Genomic DNA, 23,121 nt, shown 5'->3' with positions numbered 1-23,121 from the left:
CGTTGACGGGGCAGACTTCTAGTAGCGCGGCAGCTTGTCCGGGTTGTATAGCGTCACCTGCTGAGCCTGCGCGAGTTACTCCTCGGGATGCACAAATCGCACTTTCGCTGCCCGGAATTCAGTGCTCGGCGTGTATCGCAACAGTTGAACGCGAACTGAACGCATTTCCTGGTGTCGAAGACGCCAGGGTAAACCTGACACTGAAAAGGGCCATGGTTAAGGCTGCGCCGGATCTGAACGCTAGAGATTTGATACCAGTTTTGGAACGTGCGGGATATGAGGCACACGAATTGGATCCGGGCGCTCTTTCCGCCACGCAGACGGATAAGACCGGGCGGGAATTGCTGATGCGTCTGGCGGTCGCCGGGTTTGCTTCGATGAACGTTATGTTGTTGTCTGTCTCGGTCTGGTCGGGAGCGACCGACGCGACCCGCGATATGTTCCACTGGATTTCGGCTGCAATTGCCCTGCCTGCAATCGCGTTTTCCGCCCAGCCATTTTTTGCAAATGCATGGGGTGCACTGCGTGTTCGAAGATTGAACATGGACGTGCCTATTGTTCTTGCCATTCTGTTGGCTTTGGTGACCTCACTTTGGGAAACTGCGTTAAGCGGAAAGCATGCGTATTTCGACGCTGCGCTGACGTTGACCTTCTTTTTGCTTGCCGGTCGCTATCTGGACTACCGCACGCGCGCGATCGCACGATCAGCGGCAGAAGAACTCACAGCGCTTGAAGTGCCCAGAGCAACTCGGCTTGTTGGGGGGATCGAGGAGGAAGTCGCTGTAGCAGATTTGAAACTTGACGACCTTGTACTTGTCCGCCCCGGTGGGCGAATGCCTGTTGACGGCGAGATTGTCTCAGGTCGGTCAGAGCTGGATCGATCGCTTCTGACAGGAGAAACCACCCCGGTTTTTGCCCAAGAAGGGCTGAAGGTAAGCGCCGGCGAGGTCAATTTGACCGGCCCTCTTACTATTCGCGCAACTGCCGTAGGCGAGGATACGTCACTGCATCAGATGGCGGATTTGGTAGCCATCGCCGAGTCAGGGCGTTCACGCTATACCTCATTGGCGGACAAGGCCGCCAAACTTTACGCGCCGGGCGTGCATATACTCGCCGCTTTCAGTTTTCTAGGTTGGTATGTGTACTCAGGCGATATTCGAACTGCACTGAATGTCGCGGCAGCAGTACTGATTATTACCTGCCCCTGTGCATTGGGCCTCGCTGTTCCTGCCGTGACAACTGCCGCATCAGGTCGTTTGTTTCGAAATGGCATGTTGATCAAGCATGCCACCGCTTTGGAGAGGTTGGCCGAAGTGGATACTGTCGTGTTTGACAAAACCGGTACACTTACAGACGGCAAGCCGGAGGTCACCGATCTGAGTTCGCACTCTGAAGATGATCTGCAGGTTGCGCTGGCTTTGGCTGAAGCATCTGCGCATCCTTTGTCTGTGGCATTGGCCCGAGCCGCACGCGAGGCAGGAATTGAGCCAGCCAATTTGCAAGACATCAAAGAGGTGCCGGGTTTCGGAACCGAGGCCGCATACAATGGTCAGAGGGCCCGCTTTGGTCGTGCGGCTTGGACTGGCGGGGAGGCTGAAAATGTGACGGCGGCTTGGTTGGCAATTGGAGATCAAAAGCCGGTGGCGTTTTATTTTTCCGATAGTTTGCGCAAAGGTGCGGCAGAGGCCGTGTCAGCTTTCCAATTGGCGGGAAAAGATGTCATGCTGATATCGGGCGACACACAGGGTGCGGTGGAAAATCTCGCTAACTGGCTGGGAATTCATGCGTGGGAGGCGGAAGCATTGCCCCAGGACAAAGCAGCAAGAGTTCAGGAGATGGGCGATCAGGGCCGCCGCGTTCTCATGGTCGGTGATGGCTTGAACGATACAGCAGCATTGGCTGCCGCACATGTGTCGATTTCACCTGCGTCGGCGTTGGATGCCGCTCGGGTGGCATCTGACATTGTGTTGCTTGGAAACGATCTTTCCCCGATTTCGGAGGCTTGCCAAACAGCGAATACGGCAACACGACGTATTCGTGAGAATTTTCGGATCGCCACGGTATATAACGTTATTGCTGTCCCGTTGGCGGTGGCAGGGTTGGCAACCCCATTGATCGCAGCTTTGGCAATGTCGGCATCTTCGATTACAGTATCACTGAACGCACTGAGGTTAAGGTGAACTGAATGGAAGTCCTGGCCTATCTGATCCCTATTTCCCTGTTTCTGGGCGGTATTGGTCTGGTTGCTTTCCTATACACAGTCCGGTCTAATCAATACGAAGACCCAGAAGGCGATGCGCGCCGGATTCTCAACAATGATTGGGATGACCGCCCTAAGCCATAGCTAGCAACCCTACAGCCCTTGAAATTGCCGCATTGCCCAGTTATGTCCGACCCATCCTTTAGTAGAGAGTAAAAGGCTGATGGCCACTACAAACCCAATACAGTTCATTCAGCAGGTCCGTGCCGAAGTTTCCAAAGTCGTTTGGCCGACACGGCGCGAGGTGCTGTTGACCACGGTAATGGTCTTCATAATGGCGGCTTTGACGGCCGTATTCTTTGCGTTGGTCGATCTGGGTATCCGCGGTGGCCTGCAGCTGGTTCTTGGCGCCTTCAGCTAAGACGGGTCGGGTTGAAACCAATCGCTACTGCCCCCTTGCACAGAGCGTCGTGTCAGAGTAGTTGACGCGGAACTATTCGGAATGGGCGTGCGGCGATTCGGGCTGTGCGCCGCTTTTTATTCCGGAGACGGTGATATAATTTCAATGATGGGCATGTCCAAGAATTAGGATATGCTGAAGGCAAACAAGGGCGACAGGTTCATGGCGAAACGGTGGTACTCGGTCAGCGTTCTTTCGAATTTCGAAAAGAAGATCGCAGAGCAAATCCGTACTTCCGTCGCAGAGCATGGCCTTGAAGAGGACATAGACGAGGTTCTAGTTCCCACCGAAGAAGTGATCGAAGTTCGCAGGGGCAAAAAAGTCACGACGGAACGCCGCTTTATGCCAGGCTACGTGTTGGTTCACATGGAAATGTCTGATCAGGGTTATCACCTGATTAACTCGATAAACCGTGTCACTGGATTCCTTGGGCCGCAAGGCCGCCCAATGCCTATGCGAGATGCCGAGGTTAACCAAATCCTCAACCGCGTTCAGGAAGGCGAAGAAGCGCCAAAGTTGATGATTACCTTCGAAGTTGGCGAGAAGGTGAAGGTCAACGATGGCCCTTTCGAAGATTTCGACGGCATGGTCGAAGGTGTCGACGACGAGAATCAGAAATTGAAAGTCTCTGTTTCGATCTTTGGCCGGGAAACGCCGGTGGAACTGGATTTCACTCAGGTCACGAAACAATCCTAGGTTTGTTTGTTCGCCGGGAGTGATCGCGCTTGGCAAAGCGCGACCCGGGACATAAGCTGCGCGGAGTATTTAGTGTACCCGCGCGGTTTTTATGAAAATTGTGGTGATTTCGACCAATGCTGGAACGGATATGGGAGGAGAGGCGATAAAAGCCTTTCAGTTCTTTCGGTTCCTTCTTGAAAACGACTACGACGCATATCTTCTGACACATGAAAGATGTAAAGCCTCGCTTGAGGGACACTTTGCTGATGACCGAGTGATTTTCGTCCGGGATTCTGCATTAATGGTTCTGTGCTGGCGCAGTCGAATTTTGGGCTCTTTAGTCGACACCCTGTTTCATCTTGAAATCAAGAAGATTTGCCGAGATTTCGACCCAACCATAACGATTTTGCATTACCTCTGCCCGATCTCACCTACGACGCAACGTTTTCCGCCCGCGGGGTATCGTCACGTTGTCGGGCCGCTCTCGGGTAACATTTTCTTTCCCTCCGGGTTCAGTGATCGTCAGAGTAAAGGAAAGCGTGTTCAGCAACGTTTTTACAAACCAATCCAGAACTTTTTAGGGTCGACGTTGGGAATAATGAAGAAGGCCGATAAACTGCTGGTATCGGGAGGCGAACGTACCCGCAGAGCTCTTGGATGGGCAGGTTGCGATCGGGGGAAAATGATCTCAGTCGCAGATGCCGGGATCTCGGAAGAAATATTGTCCGCGCCGCCAATTACTCATGAAGGTTGGAATGGCGAGTTTGTCTGGATCGGACGGATGGTGAACTACAAGGGAGCGGACCTTGCAATTCGAGCTGTTGCCGTGTCCGAACAGCCTGTCAAATTGACGATTTACGGTGAAGGTTCCGAAGGCGCCAAATTGGTGGAACTGGCTGAAAGCCTGGGAATCGCAGATCGCGTGACTTTTCCCGGCTGGTTGGATCATTCCAGTTATGTGAAGGACATGTCTCGATTTCGCGGGTTTATTTTTCCAACTCTGGCAGAAGCGAACGGTATTGTTATGCAAGAGGCGATGGGTCTTGGATTGCCGGTTGTCACACTTCGATGGGGTGGGCCGGTACAGTTGGCTACGGATGAAGAGGCTATATTTGTTGAGGCAAGTGACCCGGATACTGTGGTCCGCGGCGTCGCACGCGCGATGGATCAACTCTCCTCTGACGCTAGTTTCGCGCAAAAAATTTCTCAGAAGGCACGCTCTCGCGCTTTGCGGGACTACGCTTGGCCGACTGTCGCTTCGTCTTGGATGTCTGCTTACGAAGGTCTTCTGAACACTGATTGAGAAGACAAGGCTTGATATCAGAGAAGTTTCGATATAACCCGCATCGTCGTTCGCGAATCCAATCGATAAGCGGATAATAAAGCGTGGGAGGCGCGCGCAACGCGATGTGCAAACCGGACCACACAACTTAAAACCCCAAAGACGCGTTTGCGGGGTGTTGGAAAAGGAGAAACCAGATGGCTAAGAAGCTTGCTGGTACAATGAAGCTGCAGGTTCCTGCAGGTCAGGCGAACCCATCGCCACCAGTTGGTCCGGCGTTGGGTCAGCGCGGTATCAACATTATGGAATTCTGTAAGGCGTTCAATGCCAAGACCGCTGATATGGAGCCGGGTGCACCTTGCCCGACTGTGATTACCTACTATCAGGACAAGTCCTTCACCATGGACATCAAGACGCCGCCCGCGTCTTACTACCTGAAAAAAGCGGCTGGACTGAAGCCGGTGGGTAAGCGCAATCGCCCACGCGGTGCAGAAAACCCAGGTCGCGAAACGGTGGCGACAGTTACCTCTAAGCAGGTACGCGAAATCGCAGAAGCCAAAATGAAAGATCTGAATGCCAATGACGTCGAAGGCGCAATGCAGATCATCCTGGGCTCGGCCCGCTCTATGGGCATAGAGGTGAAGTAAGATGGCAAAACTTGGCAAACGTACGCGCGCAGCGCGCGAAGCTATCGCCGGCAAGGAAAACCTGTCGGTTGAAGAAGCTGTTTCACTGGTCAAGGGTAACGCGACTTCTAAGTTCGACGAAACCATCGAGATAGCGCTGAACCTGGGTGTCGACACGCGTCACGCGGATCAAATGGTTCGTGGCGTTGTTGGCCTGCCTAACGGGACCGGTAAGGCAATGCGCGTCGCTGTATTTGCACGTGGACCCAAAGCCGACGAAGCAAAGGAAGCTGGCGCAGATATCGTGGGTGCAGAGGATCTGATGGAGACCATTCAGGGCGGCACCATTGAATTTGACCGCTGCATTGCAACCCCTGACATGATGCCAATCGTTGGCCGTTTGGGTAAAGTCTTGGGTCCACGTAACCTTATGCCGAACCCCAAAGTTGGCACTGTGACCATGGACGTAAAAGCGGCTGTAGAGGCGGCTAAAGGCGGCGAAGTTCAATTCAAGGCGGAAAAAGGCGGCGTTGTGCACGCTGGCGTTGGCAAAGCGTCGTTCGACGAAGCCAAGCTGGTTGAAAACGTCCGCGCCTTTATCTCGGCTGTTGCGAAGGCCAAGCCGTCGGGAGCCAAAGGCACATATATGAAGAAAATCGCGCTTAGCTCGACAATGGGCCCTGGCGTGACACTGGATGTGGCAGCCGCGTCGGGCGAATAAGCTCTGCGCATAAAATTTGAGTTTTGGTCCCGGATGGTGAAAGCCAACCGGGATTTTTCTTGCATAAAATTTATCGAAAGTTACCCTCGTCTAGTGTGTTTTTAACTGTGAAGATAGACGTACCCTGAACCTTTTTCTCAGTCGAAAAAAATGTTTGAGATAGTTAAGACGTGATTGGTCAGGGCAATGTCCGTTTTCACAAATGGGTGTTAGGTTCGCAATTATGCCGGAACTTCGAATGCTGATGCTTACGCCGGCGCCCGTGGTTGAGACAAGTCAGGGCTATGAACTGGATTCGAAGTTTCTGGAAGGCATGAAGCTTCAAAGCAGTATGTGGCCCGGTTCATTTGATTGCCTAATGAGAGAAGGCGCGACAGAAATCCCGTTCGGGGCGCGTCCGTATCAACCAGAAACAGCGGGTTTCCAACTGCACCTCATATCTGAGCACGAAGAGGTAAGACCGGAACATTTGAGCGGCTATGATTTGATTTTCTGCAGCGCTGATGACAAGAGAAATTTTAGTGTTCCTGATCTAGCCCGCTCTGTCGGAGCCAAAGTAGCAACGACACTGGAGTATAACCTCAATACGCGACTGCGGATTGCTTTTCTCGACCAAGACCGCAACGCTATTCGAAGGATATATACCGCGGCAAAACTGGTGCTGCAGGAGTTTCGGAGGCGAAAATTCCTTGGGAAAATGGATGCCATTCAGGCGAACGGGTATCCAGCTTTTGAAGTATGCAAGAAGTTCGATCCGAACACACTTTTGTTCCTCGACAATCGTATGACCGCAGACCTTTATGCGACACCCGAGGAAATGCAACATAGGCGCAACAGGTTGTTGGCAGGTGACCCCTTGCAATTGGTCTACACGGGGCGATTGGAAAAGATGAAGGGTGCCCACGACTTAGTTCCACTGGCGTTGGAACTACGGTCATTGGGCGTACCTTTCATGTTGAAGATCTTCGGCACTGGCAGCTTGGAGGGTCAAATCGACAATGACATCGCGCAAAATAATCTTTCAGAAAATGTTCAACGCCTGGAACCATTGGACTTTAGTTCAGAGTTGGTTCCGTATCTCAGATCAAATTGTGACATCTATGTATGCTGTCACCGGCAATCAGACCCGTCATGCACGTATATCGAGAACATGGGATGTGGGCTTTCGGTGGTCGGCTATGGAAATGAAATGTGGTCGGACCTGCAAAAGGACTCTCGGGCCGGATGGGTCTCACCGATAGGTCAGGTAAAAAAGCTGGCTGCAGTCATCGCTCAAATTGAAAAGTCCAGATCAGATATTGCGCACAGATGCGAGCTTGCGGCAGCATTTTCCAAGCAGAACAGTTTTGAAGCGCTGAGCCGGGCCCGGATGCAACATCTTGAAGACTTAGCCCGCAGCGATACCAATTGATTGCCTGCTGCAAAGAAAATTGAGTTTTAGATTTCTTGGCACTGGGTTGGGCAAACAGCGACGGATACAAAGCGTCGTTCTTTCTACCCGCAGAAAGCCCGAATTTACCCCTTGGAAACCTCGCCTAAGTGGCCTAAGTAGAGCTGCGGAATAAAGCGTGCGATTCGTCGTGCGCTTTATTTCGTTTCGTCCAAGACGGTGGGTGGGCCCGACCGGTCCCTTAATTTCCTGCCTGAGACGGGTAAGACCAAAGATTTCTGAGGGTCCTGACCCTTGGGCGCATTTTGGCTAATCCCGTAACAACGGACCTGAACGCCGGAGCTTTGGCTTTGGCAAATATGAGCCGGGGTGAAATATCGCCCCTAACTTGGAGAGAACTGTGGATAGAGCCCAGAAAGAGAAAGTGGTCGAGGAACTCGGCCAGATCTTTGAAAGCTCTGGCGTCGTAGTGGTTTCGCACTACGCCGGTCTGACAGTTGCTGAGATGCAGGACCTTCGCGCGCGTGCTCGTGAAGCGGGTGGTTCTGTGCGTGTTGCCAAGAACAGGCTCGCCAAAATCGCCCTTGAGGGTAAGCCTTGTGAAAGCATGGCCGATCTGCTGACAGGGATGACCGTTCTGACCTATTCCGAGGACCCGGTGGCAGCAGCCAAGGTGGCCGAGGACTACGCCAAGGAGAACCAGAAGTTCGAAATCCTTGGCGGTGCAATGGGCGAGAACGCTCTGGACCGTGCTGGTGTTACAGCAGTTTCGAAAATGCCGTCTCGTGAAGAGCTTATTGCTTCGATCGTTGGCTGCATTGGCGCACCTGCCTCGAACATTGCCGGCGCGATTGGCGCACCTGCAAGCAATATCGCAAGCATCCTTTCCACCATCGAAGAGAAGGCGGAAGCTGCGTAAGCGGTTGGCACTGAATGATCTGCGTAGGGTGAATACCCAGACGTTGGAACACATGATTGTAAACGGAAAGAGCTGATACAATGGCTGATCTGAAGAAACTGGCAGAAGAGATCGTTGGTCTGACCCTGCTGGAAGCACAAGAACTGAAAACAATCCTCAAGGACGAGTACGGCATTGAGCCCGCAGCTGGCGGCGCTGTAATGGTCGCAGGCGCAGCTGGCGATGCCGGCGGTGCAGCCGAGGAAGAAAAGACCGAATTCGACGTCGTTCTGAAGAACGCTGGCGCTTCGAAAATCAATGTCATCAAAGAAGTTCGCGGCATCACAGGCCTGGGCCTGAAAGAAGCCAAAGAACTGGTCGAAGCTGGCGGCAAGATCAAAGAAGGCGTGGACAAGGCAGAAGCAGAAGAGATCAAAGGCAAGCTGGAAGCAGCTGGCGCCGAGGTCGAACTGGCCTAAGTCAGTCCATTGGCGCATTAATGATGCGTCGAAATTTGGCTGGGCTCGAAGAAATTCGGGTCCAGCCGAACCTGTCTTAGAAAGGGCCTCAATCTCTGAGGAGTTTTCTAAGATACGGTTCGCGGATCGGGAGGCCGCCACTCGGGACGGTGGCCATGAATTGATCCGGACGTGTCGTCTCGAATGTGCAAGGCGCCGGGGCCCGACGGTGTCTTTGCCCGCTGAGAACATCGAAAGGTGACATCTGACATGGCTCAAACGTTCCTTGGCCAGAAACGTCTTCGTAAATATTACGGCAAAATCCGCGAAGTTTTGGAAATGCCAAACCTCATTGAGGTCCAGAAATCTTCTTATGACCTATTCCTTAGATCCGGCGATGCCGAACAGCCCACTGATGGCGAAGGAATCAAAGGTGTTTTCCAGTCGGTTTTCCCGATCAAAGACTTCAACGAAACCTCTGTTTTGGAGTTCGTGAAATACGATCTGGAAAAACCCAAATACGATGTCGAAGAGTGCATGCAGCGCGACATGACTTACAGCGCGCCGCTCAAAGTCACCCTGCGACTAATCGTGTTCGATGTCGACGAGGATACTGGCGCCAAATCTGTGAAGGACATCAAGGAACAGGACGTGTTCATGGGTGACATGCCTTTGATGACGCCAAACGGGACGTTCATCGTGAACGGTACCGAACGCGTTATCGTGTCGCAGATGCATCGTTCGCCGGGTGTGTTCTTCGACCATGACAAGGGAAAAACTCACTCTTCGGGTAAATTGTTGTTTGCATGCCGCATCATCCCGTATCGCGGCAGTTGGCTGGACTTTGAGTTCGACGCCAAGGACATCGTGTTCGCCCGTATCGACCGTCGCCGCAAGCTGCCTGTCACAACACTGCTGTACGCATTGGGACTGGATCAGGAAGCGATCATGGATGCGTATTACGAGACGGTCTCGTACAAGCTGGACAAAAAGAAGGGGTGGGTTGCACCCTTCTTCCCCGAACGTGTGCGAGGCACCCGCCCATCCTATGATTTGGTTGATGCCAAATCTGGCGAAGTGATCGCCGAAGCGGGCAAGAAAGTTACTCCGCGCGCCGTCAAAAAGTTGATAGACGAGGGCAGTGTTACAGAACTCCTCGTTCCGTTTGATCATATCGTTGGCAAATTCGTCGCCAAGGACATTATCAACGAAGAAACCGGTGCTATCTATGTTGAAGCCGGTGACGAGCTGACACTGGAATACGATAAAGATGGCGAACTGATCGGAGGAACGGCGAAGGACCTGATCGACGCCGGCATCACCGATATTCCGGTTCTGGACATCGACAACGTCAATGTCGGCCCCTACATGCGCAACACTATGGCCCAGGACAAAAACATGAACCGCGAGAGCGCGCTCATGGATATTTATCGTGTCATGCGTCCGGGTGAGCCGCCCACCGTCGAAGCGGCTTCGGCACTGTTTGATACTCTGTTTTTCGACAGCGAGCGTTATGATCTGTCGGCCGTTGGTCGTGTGAAAATGAACATGCGCCTGGCGCTCGATAAGCCGGACACGCAGAGAACACTGGACCGCGAAGACATTGTGGCCTGTATCAAAGCTCTGGTTGAGCTTCGTGACGGCAAGGGCGATGTGGACGATATCGACCATCTGGGTAACCGTCGCGTTCGTTCGGTCGGCGAACTTATGGAGAACCAGTACCGTGTTGGTCTGCTACGCATGGAACGTGCGATCAAAGAGCGTATGTCTTCGGTCGAGATCGACACCGTGATGCCGCAAGACCTGATCAACGCGAAGCCAGCTGCTGCCGCTGTTCGCGAATTCTTCGGGTCGTCGCAGTTGTCGCAGTTCATGGATCAGACCAACCCGCTGTCGGAAGTCACCCACAAACGCCGCTTGTCGGCGCTTGGCCCCGGTGGCCTGACACGTGAGCGCGCTGGTTTCGAGGTGCGCGACGTGCACCCGACTCACTATGGCCGGATGTGCCCGATTGAAACGCCGGAAGGTCCGAACATCGGTTTGATCAACTCGCTGGCTACATTTGCCCGCGTGAACAAGTATGGCTTCATCGAAACACCTTATCGTGTCGTTAAAGATGCCGAGGTGACCGATGAGGTTCACTACATGTCCGCGACCGAGGAAATGCGCCACACGGTGGCGCAGGCGAACGCAACGCTGGATGCTGATGGCAAGTTCATCAACGATCTGGTGTCGACCCGTCAGGCCGGTGACTACACTCTTGCCCCGCGTGAGAATGTGGACCTGATCGACGTGTCACCGAAGCAGTTGGTATCAGTCGCTGCATCGCTGATCCCGTTCCTTGAAAACGATGACGCCAACCGTGCTCTGATGGGTTCGAACATGCAACGTCAGGCAGTTCCCTTGTTACGGGCTGAGGCGCCGCTGGTCGGTACCGGGATCGAAGGTAAGGTTGCGATCGACTCGGGCGCTGCGATTCAGGCGAAACGCGCCGGTATCATCGACCAGGTCGATGCCCAGCGTATCGTTATCCGTGCCACCGAGGATTTGGAATTGGGTGACGCGGGCGTTGACATCTATCGCTTGCGTAAGTTCCAGCGCTCGAACCAGAACACCTGCATTAACCAGCGTCCGCTGATAAAGGTAGGTGACACCGTCCAAAAGGGCGAGGTCATCGCCGATGGTCCATCGACCGATATGGGTGAACTGGCCCTTGGCAAGAACGTGGTCGTCGCGTTCATGCCGTGGAACGGTTACAATTATGAAGACTCGATACTGATTTCCGAACGTATCGCGCGTGACGACGTCTTTACGTCGGTACATATCGAGGAATTCGAAGTTGCTGCTCGGGACACGAAACTGGGCCCTGAAGAGATCACTCGCGACATTCCGAACGTTGGTGAAGAAGCGCTGCGTAACCTCGACGAGGCTGGCATCGTTTACATCGGTGCGGATGTTGAGCCGGGCGATATTCTGGTCGGCAAGATCACTCCGAAGGGCGAAAGCCCGATGACCCCGGAAGAAAAGCTTTTGCGCGCCATATTTGGTGAAAAGGCATCTGACGTCCGCGATACCTCGCTGCGCGTGAAGCCTGGCGATTATGGCACTGTGGTGGAAGTCCGCGTTTTCAACCGTCATGGCGTCGAGAAAGACGAGCGTGCACTGCAGATCGAGCGTGAGGAAGTCGAACGTCTCGCCCGTGACAGGGACGACGAGCTGGCGATCCTTGATCGCAATATCTATGCCCGTTTGAAAGGTCTGATCCTTGGCAAAACCGCTGTAAAAGGCCCGAAAGGCGTTAAGCCGACTTCGGTAATCACCGAGGACCTGCTGGAAATGCTGACCCGAGGACAGTGGTGGCAGTTGGCACTGGAAGACGAGAAGGATGCGCAGGTCGTAGAAGCTCTGAACGAGCAGTACGAAGTGCAGAAACGTGCTCTGGACGCCCGTTTTGAGGACAAGGTCGAAAAGGTTCGCCGTGGCGACGACTTGCCGCCAGGTGTGATGAAGATGGTCAAAGTCTTCATCGCGGTGAAGCGTAAGCTGCAACCGGGCGACAAGATGGCCGGTCGTCACGGGAACAAAGGTGTGATCTCCAAGGTTGTTCCGATGGAAGACATGCCGTTCCTAGCCGATGGTACCCCGGTCGACTTCTGTCTGAACCCGCTAGGTGTGCCTTCGCGGATGAACGTTGGCCAAATCCTGGAAACCCATATGGGTTGGGCTGCGCGTGGTCTTGGCCTGAACATCGACGATGCCTTGGGTGAATACCGCCGCTCCGGCGACCTGACCCCCGTTCGCGAAGCGATGAAGCTGGCTTACGGCGAGGATGTCTATGACGAAGGCATCACCGGTCTGGACGAGGAAGATCTGGTCGAGGCCGCTGGCAACGTAACCCGCGGTGTTCCGATTGCGACCCCGGTCTTTGACGGCGCCAAGGAAGCAGACGTTAACGACGCTCTGGTCCGCGCTGGTTTCTCGGAAAGTGGTCAGTCGATATTGTTCGACGGTCGCACCGGTGAGCAATTTGCAAGGCCGGTCACCGTAGGCATCAAATACCTTCTGAAACTGCACCACTTGGTGGACGACAAGATCCACGCGCGTTCGACCGGGCCGTACAGCCTGGTGACCCAGCAGCCGCTGGGTGGTAAGGCGCAGTTCGGTGGACAGCGCTTTGGTGAGATGGAGGTCTGGGCTCTGGAAGCTTACGGCGCCGCCTACACCCTGCAAGAAATGTTGACCGTTAAATCGGATGACGTTGCAGGCCGGACCAAGGTCTATGAGTCGATCGTCAAAGGCGAGGATAACTTTGAAGCGGGCGTACCGGAATCGTTCAACGTTCTGGTGAAAGAAGTCCGTGGCCTCGGCCTGAATATGGAACTCCTGGATGCGGAGGTTGAGGAGTGAGGGCGCTGCCCTTTCTCCCGTCCCCCCTTCCGCAAGATTTGAGGTAACAAATGAACCAGGAAATCACCAACAACCCGTTCAACCCGCTGACGCCCCCGAAGGTCTTCGACGAGATCAAGGTCTCTCTGGCGTCGCCCGAGCGGATCCTGTCTTGGTCTTATGGCGAGATCAAGAAACCCGAAACCATCAACTACCGTACGTTCAAGCCCGAACGCGACGGTCTGTTCTGCGCGCGTATCTTTGGCCCAATCAAAGATTACGAATGTCTGTGCGGCAAATATAAGCGGATGAAGTATCGCGGCGTTGTCTGCGAGAAATGCGGTGTGGAAGTCACCCTGCAGAAAGTCCGCCGCGAACGTATGGGCCACATCGAACTGGCCGCGCCCGTTGCACACATCTGGTTCCTGAAATCGCTGCCGTCCCGCATCGGCCTGATGCTGGACATGACGCTGCGCGATCTGGAACGCGTTCTGTACTTTGAAAACTACGTCGTCATCGAGCCCGGTCTGACCGACCTTACCTATGGCCAGATGCTGACCGAAGAAGAGTACATGGATGCGCAGGATGCCTATGGCATGGACGCGTTCACCGCCAATATCGGTGCCGAAGCTATCCGTGAGATGCTGGCCCAGATCGATCTGGAAGCCGAAGCCGAGCAGCTGCGCGCTGATCTGGCCGAAGCAACCGGCGAACTGAAGCCCAAGAAGATCATCAAGCGTCTGAAGGTTGTTGAATCCTTCCTCGAGTCGGGCAACCGGCCCGAGTGGATGGTTATGACCGTGATCCCGGTCATTCCGCCGGAACTGCGTCCGCTGGTTCCGCTGGATGGTGGCCGTTTTGCGACGTCGGATCTGAACGATCTGTATCGCCGCGTCATCAACCGGAACAACCGTCTGAAGCGTCTGATCGAGCTGCGCGCACCTGACATCATCGTCCGCAATGAAAAGCGGATGTTGCAGGAATCCGTTGACGCGCTGTTTGACAACGGTCGCCGCGGCCGCGTCATCACCGGTGCGAACAAGCGTCCGCTGAAATCGCTCAGCGACATGCTGAAAGGTAAGCAAGGCCGCTTCCGTCAGAACCTTTTGGGTAAGCGCGTCGACTTCTCGGGCCGTTCGGTCATTGTGACCGGTCCGGAACTCAAGCTGCACCAATGTGGTCTGCCCAAGAAGATGGCGTTGGAGCTGTTCAAGCCGTTTATCTACTCGCGCCTTGAAGCCAAGGGTCTGTCTTCAACTGTGAAACAGGCGAAGAAACTGGTCGAGAAAGAGCGTCCCGAAGTGTGGGATATCCTCGACGAGGTGATCCGCGAACACCCTGTCATGCTGAACCGTGCGCCAACACTGCACCGTCTTGGCATTCAGGCGTTCGAGCCGGTCCTGATCGAAGGTAAGGCGATCCAGCTGCACCCGCTGGTCTGTTCGGCCTTTAACGCCGACTTTGACGGCGACCAGATGGCGGTTCACGTCCCGCTGAGCCTTGAGGCACAGCTGGAAGCGCGTGTTCTGATGATGTCGACGAACAACGTTCTGTCCCCTGCAAACGGCGCGCCGATCATCGTTCCGTCGCAGGATATGATCCTAGGTCTGTACTACGTGACCTTGGAACGCGAAGGCATGCCGGGCGAAGGTAAGGTCTTTGGTTCGATCGAGGAAGTTCAGCACGCGCTGGACGCGGGTGAGGTGCATCTGCACTCGAAAATCACCGCGCGGATCACGCAGATCGACGACGAAGGTAACGAAGTTCAAAAGCGTTACGAGACCACTCCGGGCCGTCTGCGTCTGGGTGCGTTGCTGCCGATGAACAACAAGGCGCCGTTCGAACTGGTCAACCGCCTGCTGCGGAAGAAAGAAGTTCAGCAAGTCATTGATACTGTCTACCGTTACTGCGGTCAGAAAGAGTCGGTTATTTTCTGCGACCAGATCATGTCGATGGGCTTCAAAGAAGCGTTCAAGGCGGGCATCTCGTTCGGTAAAGACGACATGGTTATCCCCAATGACAAGTGGGGCATCGTAGATGACACTCGCGATCAGGTGAAAGACTTTGAACAGCAGTACATGGATGGCCTGATCACCCAGGGCGAAAAGTATAACAAGGTCGTCGATGCGTGGTCAAAGTGTAACGACCGTGTCACCGAAGCGATGATGAGCACAATCTCGGACGTCGCTAAAGACGACTCCGGGGCAGATATGGAGCCGAACTCGGTCTACATGATGGCCCACTCAGGCGCGCGTGGCTCGGTTACGCAGATGAAGCAGTTGGGCGGTATGCGTGGTTTGATGGCCAAGCCGAACGGCGACATCATCGAAACGCCTATTATCTCAAACTTCAAGGAAGGTCTTACCGTTCTTGAATACTTCAACTCGACCCACGGTGCCCGTAAGGGTCTGTCGGATACCGCTCTGAAGACGGCGAACTCGGGTTACCTGACACGTCGTTTGGTGGACGTTGCGCAAGACTGCATTGTTCGCGAAATCGACTGTGGTACAGAGCGTGCGATCACGGCAGAAGCAGCAGTTAACGACGGTGAAGTTGTTGCCTCGTTGGCCGAACGTGTGCTGGGTCGTGTGGCTGCAGATGACATCCTGCGTCCGGGCACGGATGAGGTGATCGTGGCCGCAGGACAGTTGATCGACGAGCGTATGGCGGACGCTATTGATGAAGCTGGCGTTCAGTCGACCCGTATCCGTTCGCCTTTGACCTGCGAGTCCGAGGAAGGCGTTTGTGCCACCTGCTACGGCCGTGACCTGGCTCGCGGTACTATGGTGAACACCGGTGAGGCTGTTGGCATCATTGCCGCCCAGTCCATCGGTGAACCGGGTACGCAGCTGACCATGCGGACATTCCACATCGGTGGCGTTGCGCAGGGTGGTCAGCAGTCTTTCCAAGAAGCAAACCAGGAAGGCATCATCGCGTTCGAGAACCCGCAGATTCTGGTAAATGCCGCAGGCGAAAGCCTGGTCATGGGCCGGAACATGAAGGTTGTTATCAACGACGAACATGGCGAAGAGCGTGCCAGCTTCAAGCTGGGTTACGGTTCTAAACTGTTCGTCAAAGAAGGCGCCAAGGTTGCGCGTGGCGACAAGCTGTTCGAATGGGATCCGTACACCCTGCCGATCATTGCCGAGAAAGCCGGTACCGCGAAATACGTCGACCTTGTTTCAGGCCTTGCTGTCCGGGATGAAACGGACGAAGCGACTGGTATGACCCAGAAGATCGTGATCGACTGGCGTGCGGCCCCCAAAGGCAGCGACCTCAAGCCTGAGATCATTCTGGTCGGCGAAGATGGTGAGCCGGTCCGCAACGATGCGGGTAACCCAGTGCACTATCCGATGTCGGTGGATGCGATCTTATCAGTCGAAGACGGTCAAAAGATCGAGGCCGGTGATGTTGTCGCGCGTATCCCGCGTGAGGGGGCCAAGACCAAAGATATCACCGGTGGTCTGCCGCGTGTGGCCGAACTGTTCGAAGCTCGCCGTCCTAAAGATCACGCGATCATCGCTGAAGCTGATGGTTACGTGCGCTTTGGTCGCGACTACAAGAACAAGCGCCGCATTAGCATCGAGCCGGCGGACGAGTCGATGGAAACGATCGAGTATATGGTGCCCAAGGGCAAACATATCCCGGTCGCGGAAGGCGACTTTATCCAGAAGGGTGAATACCTGATGGACGGTAACCCGGCTCCGCACGACATCCTGTCTATCATGGGCGTCGAAGCACTGGCGGATTACATGATCGACGAGGTGCAGGACGTCTATCGTCTGCAGGGCGTGAAGATCAACGACAAGCACATCGAGGTCATCGTGCGCCAGATGCTGCAGAAGTGGGAGATCCTGGATTCAGGCGACACCACCCTGCTGAAAGGCGAACATGTCGACAAGCAGGAGTTCGACGCTGCCAACGAGAAGACCCTCGCGCGCGGTGGTCGTCCGGCACAGGGCGAGCCGATCCTCTTGGGGATTACCAAAGCCTCGCTGCAGACGCGTTCGTTCATCTCGGCGGCATCCTTCCAGGAAACCACTCGTGTGCTGACCGAGGCCTCGGTTCAGGGCAAGAAAGACAAGCTGGTTGGCCTGAAGGAAAACGTCATCGTTGGTCGCCTGATACCAGCAGGTACTGGTGGAGCGACCCAGGCCGTGCGTCAAGTTGCTCAGTCACGCGATAACGTCGTGATCGAGGCACGCCGGGAGGAGGCTGAAGCCGCAGCTGCACTTGCTGCACCGATTATGGACGACGATCTGGTTGGTGGCGAACTGGATGTTCTGGTGGAAACGCCCGAAAGCCGCGAGTAAGGCTAAGCAAAACAAAAATCTGAAAAGGCCCTGCGGTTTCGCGGGGCCTTTTACGTTTGGGTTATGTAAAACTAGTCGGTGCCATCACAATCAGGGTTTTGATCGAACGAAGAGAACGAATCTTCTTAATCTGAAGGTACCTTGAGCTTTGATAGTGTCGCACAGCGAACCGGACAGGACTGCGTTGTCCTGATTTCGTCAAAGTACGCGCTACCGGCGGCTTTCGAAATCCGGCGATTGCTCGTGAAACAAACAAAAAGCTTAGAGCCGACCAATGCTCGTTTTGACAATTCTGGATCACCCCAACCCTGCTTCATTCAGTGCGGCTGTCGCCCGAAATTTTATGGACGGAGCCATTTTGGCGGGTCATTCGGTTGAGCTGGCGGATTTGCACGCCGAAGGTTTCGACCCACGCTGGTCCATGGCCGAGATTGAGGCGAACAACCAAGAACAATCCTTGCCTGATATCGTCGCGGAACAAGCAAGGATCGCCTGAGCGGATGCGATTTGCATGGTATTTCCTTTGTTCTGGTGGGGTATGCCTTCGATGATCAAAGGCTGGGTCGATCGGGTTTGGAGTTGGGGATGGGCCTATGATCAGCTACACGACCCCGAGCTGTCACTTCAACGGCCACGGTCCGGGTTGCTTTTAGTCCCGGCAGGTGCGCGTTCCGACGAAATAGTACGCAAAGGGTATCTGGCTGCTCTGGAAACTGTTTGGATGAAGGAGACGTTTGGCTATTTTGGTTTCTCTCCTCGCAGACTGGAACTGCTTTGTGGCGCTACAGGTTCTAAGAAACGGCGACAGGAAATTTTAGAGAGAAGCCATCAGATTGGCTACACCCTTCCGCCGCCGCGCCATGTGAGCCAAACAGATTAGGCGGGGTCATGACATGAGTTGACATTGTATTCACGGACGGGGCCTATGCGATGACTCGACTGTGAACGGGCTTTTAAGAAATGACACCAAACGCCAGAGGCGCTTTGCTGATGATGGGCAGCATGGCAGCTTTCACTGTAAACGACACGCTTGTGAAATCGGCGGGGCAGGATCTTCCTTTGTTCCAGTTGATAGCGATGCGAGGTGCAGTCGCCACTATCCTAGTCTACCTGTTGGCGCGGAATTTGGGTGCCCTGCATCTAAATTTTTCGCGTCACGACAAATGGCTTGTCGCTTGTCGCTGTTTGTCAGAATTGCTTGCTACTTTCTTTTTCTTGACGGCTCTGATGCATATGCCGCTGGCTAATGTCACTGCCGTACTGCAGGTACTGCCGCTGACCGTTACGTTAGGGGCTGCGGTGTTTTTTGGTGAGACCGTTGGCTGGCGACGTATCCTAGCCATTTGTCTGGGTTTTGCGGGAATGTTGCTTATTGTGCGGCCCGGTCCCGAAGGATTTAGCATATATTCCATTTATGCTTTGCTTGCGGTCGCTTCCGTCACGGTTCGCGATTTGGTCACCCGAAGAATGTCTCCCGAAGTGCCTACGATGATAGTTACGCTTGCAACGTCTCTGGTAATCACTCTGACTGCAGCAGGGGTTTCAGCATTCGAAGGCTGGGTGCCAGTTTCTCGAACGGCGGGTGTCATGGTCGGCTCGGCTGCTGTGTTCGTTCTTATGGGATATTTGTTCAGTGTTATGGTAATGCGCGTGGGAGAAGTTGGTTTTATCGCCCCATTTCGATATTCAAGCCTTCTGTGGGCTTTGGGCCTCGGCTGGATCGTTTTTGGCGACTGGCCAGACAGTGTCACCTTAATCGGCGCTGCATTGGTGGTAGGGGCGGGGCTTTTCACTTTGTTCCGGCAAAGAGCGGTTCAGACATCAGACTAAGCCTGTTCTAAAACGCCAATATCGATGGCAAAACGCTTTGCGAAGGTGGTCCGGTGATTGTTGGCTCGCGTCTCTAACTCCTGTCTTTCCCGGCACGCGTTTTTTGAATTGTTGGAACCGTTCAGGGTGCGTAACCACATAGGCCCATCGGGGTAACTAACGACAGGCATTAACCGACTCATATTTTGATGGGCAAAATTCATGACTGTCAGCTCTCAACCACCGCCCACTATTACAAGGTCGAAGACATTGATAGTTTGTGCGCGCAAACTGGGTAAAGTAACTCTTCCAAACAGCCGAAACCGCTTGTTCAATCGGTCAGGGTTATAAAGGTAGAGCAGCCGGGTCTCAGTTGAATCGTGTTCTGGGGGATATGCTGAGATCATGCCGATGCAACGTAAACCCGGCAACTGCCAGACGGCATGATTTGTCTTACAAACGACCGCTTGCTTAGGTGCTGTTGACACTTAGGCCGACTCCCCCTATACGCCCGTCATCTCGGAACCGGGGGCCGCCCCGCAACCGATTTCAGTAATGAACTGGTCAAGGCCCGAACAATTTTGCAGTTCGCGCCCTCTGATAATCAACCGCGACGTTCACCTCGGAATGGGAACGCTCGCGGGTTTTGCGCTTGTGGACGCATAAGTGCAGCAAGTTTAACCGCACGCAACGCGCGTGCATGTCATGTGTGTTGCAAAACGGGGAAGAAACCGGAATGCCAACTATTCAACAGCTGATCCGCAAACCGCGGCAGCCAAAAGTAAAACGCTCGAAGTCTATGCATCTGGAGCAGTGCCCGCAAAAACGCGGCGTTTGCACCCGTGTGTATACAACTACACCGAAGAAGCCGAACTCGGCTATGCGTAAAGTTGCCAAGGTGCGCCTGACCAACGGATTCGAGGTCATCTCTTACATCCCTGGTGAAAGCCACAACCTGCAGGAACACTCGGTTGTTCTGATCCGTGGCGGCCGTGTAAAAGACCTTCCCGGTGTGCGTTACCACATCCTGCGCGGTGTTCTGGATACCCAGGGCGTCAAAGACCGTAAACAGCGTCGTTCGAAATACGGCGCGAAGCGTCCCAAGTAAGAAGGAGAGGCCGAGATGTCCCGTCGTCACGCCGCCGAAAAACGCGAAGTCCTGCCTGACGCCAAATTTGGCGACAAGGTCCTGACAAAATTCATGAACAACCTGATGATCGACGGCAAGAAGTCGGTCGCAGAGCGCATCGTTTACAACGCGTTTGACCGCGTTGAGAACAAGGTAAAGCGCGCTCCTGTCGAAGTGTTCCACGAAGCACTCGACAACATCAAGCCGTCGGTCGAGGTTCGCTCGCGCCGGGTTGGTGGTGCAACCTATCAGGTTCCGGTCGAAGTGCGCCCCGAGCGCCGCGAAGCACTGGCCATCCGCTGGCTGATCACTGCTGCGCGTGGCCGTAACGAAAACACGATGGAAGAACGCCTCGCCGGTGAACTGCTGGACGCTGTACAGTCCCGTGGTACAGCCGTGAAGAAGCGCGAAGACACCCACAAGATGGCTGAGGCGAACAAAGCCTTCAGTCACTATCGTTGGTAATCCTAGAGGCTCAGACCAATGGCACGCGAATATCCGCTCGAACTATACCGTAACTTCGGTATCATGGCGCACATCGATGCAGGCAAAACCACCTGCTCGGAGCGTATCCTGTATTACACTGGCAAATCCCACAACATCGGTGAGGTGCACGATGGTGCAGCCACCATGGACTGGATGGAGCAGGAGCAGGAACGCGGCATAACCATCACTTCGGCTGCGACAACCACCTTTTGGGAACGCACCGAGGACGGTCAGACCGCCGATACCCCTAAGCACCGCCTGAACATCATCGACACCCCCGGCCACGTTGACTTCACCATCGAAGTTGAACGCTCGCTGGCGGTTCTCGACGGTGCAGTCTGTGTTCTGGACGCAAACGCTGGTGTGGAACCACAAACCGAAACCGTGTGGCGTCAGGCTGACCGCTACAAAGTTCCGCGTATGGTTTTCGTCAACAAGATGGACAAGATCGGCGCTGACTTCTTCAACTGCGTCAACATGATTGAAGACCGCACTGGCGCGCGCGCTGTTCCAGTTGGTATTCCGATTGGCGCCGAGTCTGAGCTGGAAGGCCTGATCGACCTGGTCACCATGGAAGAGTGGCTGTGGCAGGGCGAAGATCTAGGCGCAAGCTGGGTCAAAGCTCCGATTCGCGACAGCCTGAAAGACATGGCTGAAGAATGGCGTGGCAAGATGATCGAAGCGGCCGTCGAAATGGATGACGACGCGATGATGGAGTATCTGGAAGGCAATGAGCCGGATATTCCGACACTGCGCGCGCTACTGCGCAAAGGTACGCTGGAAATTGCATTTGTTCCTGTATTGGGCGGCTCGGCGTTCAAGAACAAAGGTGTTCAGCCGCTGCTTAACGCTGTTATCGACTATCTGCCCAGCCCGCTGGACGTTGTCGATTACATGGGCTTCAAGCCTGGCGACGAGGACGAAGTTCGTGACATCGCACGTCGCGCCGACGACAACATGGCTTTCTCAGGTCTGGCGTTCAAAATCATGAACGACCCGTTTGTCGGTTCGCTGACATTCACCCGCATCTATTCGGGTGTCATGAACAAAGGCGACTCAATCCTGAACTCGACCAAAGGTAAGAAAGAGCGCATCGGCCGTATGATGATGATGCACTCCAACAACCGGGAAGAGATCGAGGAAGCGTTTGCAGGCGATATCATCGCATTGGCAGGTCTGAAAGACACTACCACCGGTGATACTTTGTGCGACGCCAAGGATCCGGTGGTTCTGGAAACCATGACCTTCCCCGATCCGGTGATCGAGATTGCGGTCGAACCCAAAACCAAGGGCGACCAGGAAAAGATGTCTCAGGGTCTGGCCCGTCTGGCCGCCGAAGATCCGTCCTTCCGTGTGGAAACCGACCTGGAATCGGGTCAGACCATCATGAAGGGTATGGGCGAACTTCACCTGGACATCCTGGTTGACCGTCTCAAGCGCGAGTTCAAGGTTGAAGCGAACATTGGTGCACCACAGGTGGCCTATCGTGAAACCATCTCGATGCCGGTTGAACACACCTATACCCACAAGAAACAGTCGGGTGGTTCGGGTCAGTTCGCGGAAGTCAAGCTGGAGATCCAGCCGACGGAGCCAGGCGAAGGGTACTCGTTCGAAAGCCGTATCGTCGGCGGTGCTGTTCCGAAGGAATACATCCCGGGCGTCGAAAAAGGCATCCAGTCGGTTATGGACAGCGGCCCGTTGGCCGGCTTCCCTGTTATCGACTTCAAAGTTGCGCTTTTGGACGGTAAGTTCCACGACGTTGACTCAAGTGTTCTGGCGTTCGAGATTGCGGGCCGTATGTGCATGCGTGAAGGTATGCGCAAAGCCGGCGCGAAATTGTTGGAACCGATCATGAAGGTCGAAGTGATTACCCCGGAAGAATATACCGGTGGCATCATTGGTGATCTGACATCGCGTCGGGGACAGGTATCTGGTCAAGAGCCCCGCGGGAATGCCATCGCTATTGATGCTTTTGTTCCGCTGGCCAACATGTTCGGCTACATCAACACTTTGCGTTCGATGTCTTCGGGCCGTGCCCAGTTCACCATGCAGTTCGACCACTATGATCCTGTTCCGCAGAACATCTCGGACGAGATTCAGGCGAAATACGCATAGCGAAAATTTGAGGGAGCTCGCGCCGCGGGCTCCCTTCATTACCGAAAAAGGAGGCCATCATGGCAAAGGAAAAGTTTGAGCGTACGAAACCGCATGTCAACATTGGCACGGTTGGTCACGTTGACCACGGCAAGACGACGCTGACGGCAGCGATCACGAAGTATTTTGGT

19 protein-coding genes and 1 pseudogene are annotated in these 23,121 nt (G+C 54.5%); 18 read left to right on the top strand and 2 right to left on the bottom strand.

The window, feature by feature from the left end; genetic code table 11:
* Positions 1-2: 2 nt before the first annotated feature.
* The 14 genes and pseudogenes from AC2FNV_RS17255 to AC2FNV_RS17190 all read left to right on the top strand — a co-directional run bounded on the left by AC2FNV_RS17255 (position 3) and on the right by AC2FNV_RS17190 (position 19,242).
* Positions 3-2,180 (top strand): heavy metal translocating P-type ATPase, encoded by a 2,178-nt coding sequence (locus AC2FNV_RS17255; RefSeq protein ID WP_170603356.1) that lies wholly within the window; start codon positions 3-5, stop codon positions 2,178-2,180.
* Between the two features lie 5 nt (positions 2,181-2,185).
* Positions 2,186-2,344, top strand: coding sequence for a cbb3-type cytochrome oxidase assembly protein CcoS (ccoS, locus tag AC2FNV_RS17250; RefSeq protein ID WP_170603358.1), 159 nt, complete (start codon positions 2,186-2,188; stop codon positions 2,342-2,344).
* Between the two features lie 79 nt (positions 2,345-2,423).
* Positions 2,424-2,621: a preprotein translocase subunit SecE gene (gene secE, locus AC2FNV_RS17245; protein WP_170460241.1), complete on the top strand. Its 198-nt coding sequence runs from the start codon at positions 2,424-2,426 to the stop codon at positions 2,619-2,621.
* A 201-nt stretch (positions 2,622-2,822) separates the two neighbouring features.
* Positions 2,823-3,356, top strand: coding sequence for a transcription termination/antitermination protein NusG (nusG, locus tag AC2FNV_RS17240; protein ID WP_170479666.1), 534 nt, complete (start codon positions 2,823-2,825; stop codon positions 3,354-3,356).
* Between the two features lie 91 nt (positions 3,357-3,447).
* Positions 3,448-4,641: a glycosyltransferase family 4 protein gene (locus AC2FNV_RS17235; protein ID WP_170603360.1), complete on the top strand. Its 1,194-nt coding sequence runs from the start codon at positions 3,448-3,450 to the stop codon at positions 4,639-4,641.
* A gap of 176 nt (positions 4,642-4,817) precedes the next feature.
* Positions 4,818-5,267 (top strand): 50S ribosomal protein L11, encoded by a 450-nt coding sequence (gene rplK, locus AC2FNV_RS17230; protein ID WP_010440985.1) that lies wholly within the window; start codon positions 4,818-4,820, stop codon positions 5,265-5,267.
* Between the two features lies 1 nt (position 5,268).
* Positions 5,269-5,967: a 50S ribosomal protein L1 gene (rplA, locus tag AC2FNV_RS17225; RefSeq protein WP_170479074.1), complete on the top strand. Its 699-nt coding sequence runs from the start codon at positions 5,269-5,271 to the stop codon at positions 5,965-5,967.
* A gap of 238 nt (positions 5,968-6,205) precedes the next feature.
* Positions 6,206-7,378, top strand: a complete 1,173-nt coding sequence (locus tag AC2FNV_RS17220) for a glycosyltransferase (RefSeq protein WP_170610523.1) — start codon at positions 6,206-6,208, stop codon at positions 7,376-7,378.
* Positions 7,379-7,757: 379 nt separating this feature from the next.
* A complete protein-coding gene (rplJ, locus tag AC2FNV_RS17215; protein ID WP_170479071.1) occupies positions 7,758-8,276 on the top strand; it encodes a 50S ribosomal protein L10 in 519 nt (172 codons plus the stop codon).
* An 80-nt stretch (positions 8,277-8,356) separates the two neighbouring features.
* Positions 8,357-8,734, top strand: a complete 378-nt coding sequence (rplL, locus tag AC2FNV_RS17210; RefSeq protein WP_093964343.1) for a 50S ribosomal protein L7/L12 — start codon at positions 8,357-8,359, stop codon at positions 8,732-8,734.
* A 249-nt stretch (positions 8,735-8,983) separates the two neighbouring features.
* Positions 8,984-13,120, top strand: coding sequence for a DNA-directed RNA polymerase subunit beta (rpoB, locus tag AC2FNV_RS17205; RefSeq protein ID WP_170603362.1), 4,137 nt, complete (start codon positions 8,984-8,986; stop codon positions 13,118-13,120).
* Between the two features lie 50 nt (positions 13,121-13,170).
* The gene (gene rpoC, locus AC2FNV_RS17200) at positions 13,171-17,412 is read left to right on the top strand and encodes a DNA-directed RNA polymerase subunit beta' (protein WP_170603364.1); all 4,242 of its coding nucleotides are present in this window, start codon (positions 13,171-13,173) and stop codon (positions 17,410-17,412) included.
* Positions 17,413-17,686: 274 nt separating this feature from the next.
* Positions 17,687-18,292, top strand: a pseudogene (locus tag AC2FNV_RS17195) (NAD(P)H-dependent oxidoreductase).
* Between the two features lie 80 nt (positions 18,293-18,372).
* Positions 18,373-19,242, top strand: a complete 870-nt coding sequence (locus tag AC2FNV_RS17190; RefSeq protein ID WP_170479061.1) for a DMT family transporter — start codon at positions 18,373-18,375, stop codon at positions 19,240-19,242.
* Here AC2FNV_RS17190 and AC2FNV_RS17185 read toward each other — a convergent pair.
* A complete protein-coding gene (locus AC2FNV_RS17185) occupies positions 19,239-19,445 on the bottom strand; it encodes a glycosyltransferase (protein WP_367648125.1) in 207 nt (68 codons plus the stop codon). The genes AC2FNV_RS17190 and AC2FNV_RS17185 overlap by 4 nt on opposite strands.
* A 12-nt stretch (positions 19,446-19,457) precedes the next feature.
* Entirely contained in the window at positions 19,458-19,628 is a 171-nt protein-coding gene (locus tag AC2FNV_RS17180; RefSeq protein WP_170603372.1) for a glycosyltransferase, read from the bottom strand.
* A 329-nt stretch (positions 19,629-19,957) separates the two neighbouring features.
* Here AC2FNV_RS17180 and rpsL point away from each other — a divergent pair, with 329 nt between their 5' ends.
* The 4 genes from rpsL to AC2FNV_RS17160 all read left to right on the top strand — a co-directional run.
* Positions 19,958-20,329: a 30S ribosomal protein S12 gene (gene rpsL, locus AC2FNV_RS17175; RefSeq protein WP_005621086.1), complete on the top strand. Its 372-nt coding sequence runs from the start codon at positions 19,958-19,960 to the stop codon at positions 20,327-20,329.
* A 15-nt stretch (positions 20,330-20,344) separates the two neighbouring features.
* Complete coding sequence (rpsG, locus tag AC2FNV_RS17170; RefSeq protein WP_010441203.1) at positions 20,345-20,815, top strand: 30S ribosomal protein S7; 471 nt, start codon at positions 20,345-20,347, stop codon at positions 20,813-20,815.
* 18 nt (positions 20,816-20,833) lie between these two features.
* Positions 20,834-22,951: an elongation factor G gene (gene fusA / locus AC2FNV_RS17165; RefSeq protein ID WP_170479057.1), complete on the top strand. Its 2,118-nt coding sequence runs from the start codon at positions 20,834-20,836 to the stop codon at positions 22,949-22,951.
* 59 nt (positions 22,952-23,010) lie between these two features.
* Positions 23,011-23,121 (top strand): GTP-binding protein (locus tag AC2FNV_RS17160; RefSeq protein WP_496773987.1); only part of this gene is annotated, 111 nt, incomplete at its 3' end.

Source organism: Ruegeria sp. BHSA163, assembly GCF_059613365.1.
This window is presented reverse-complemented; position numbering and strand designations above follow the sequence as displayed.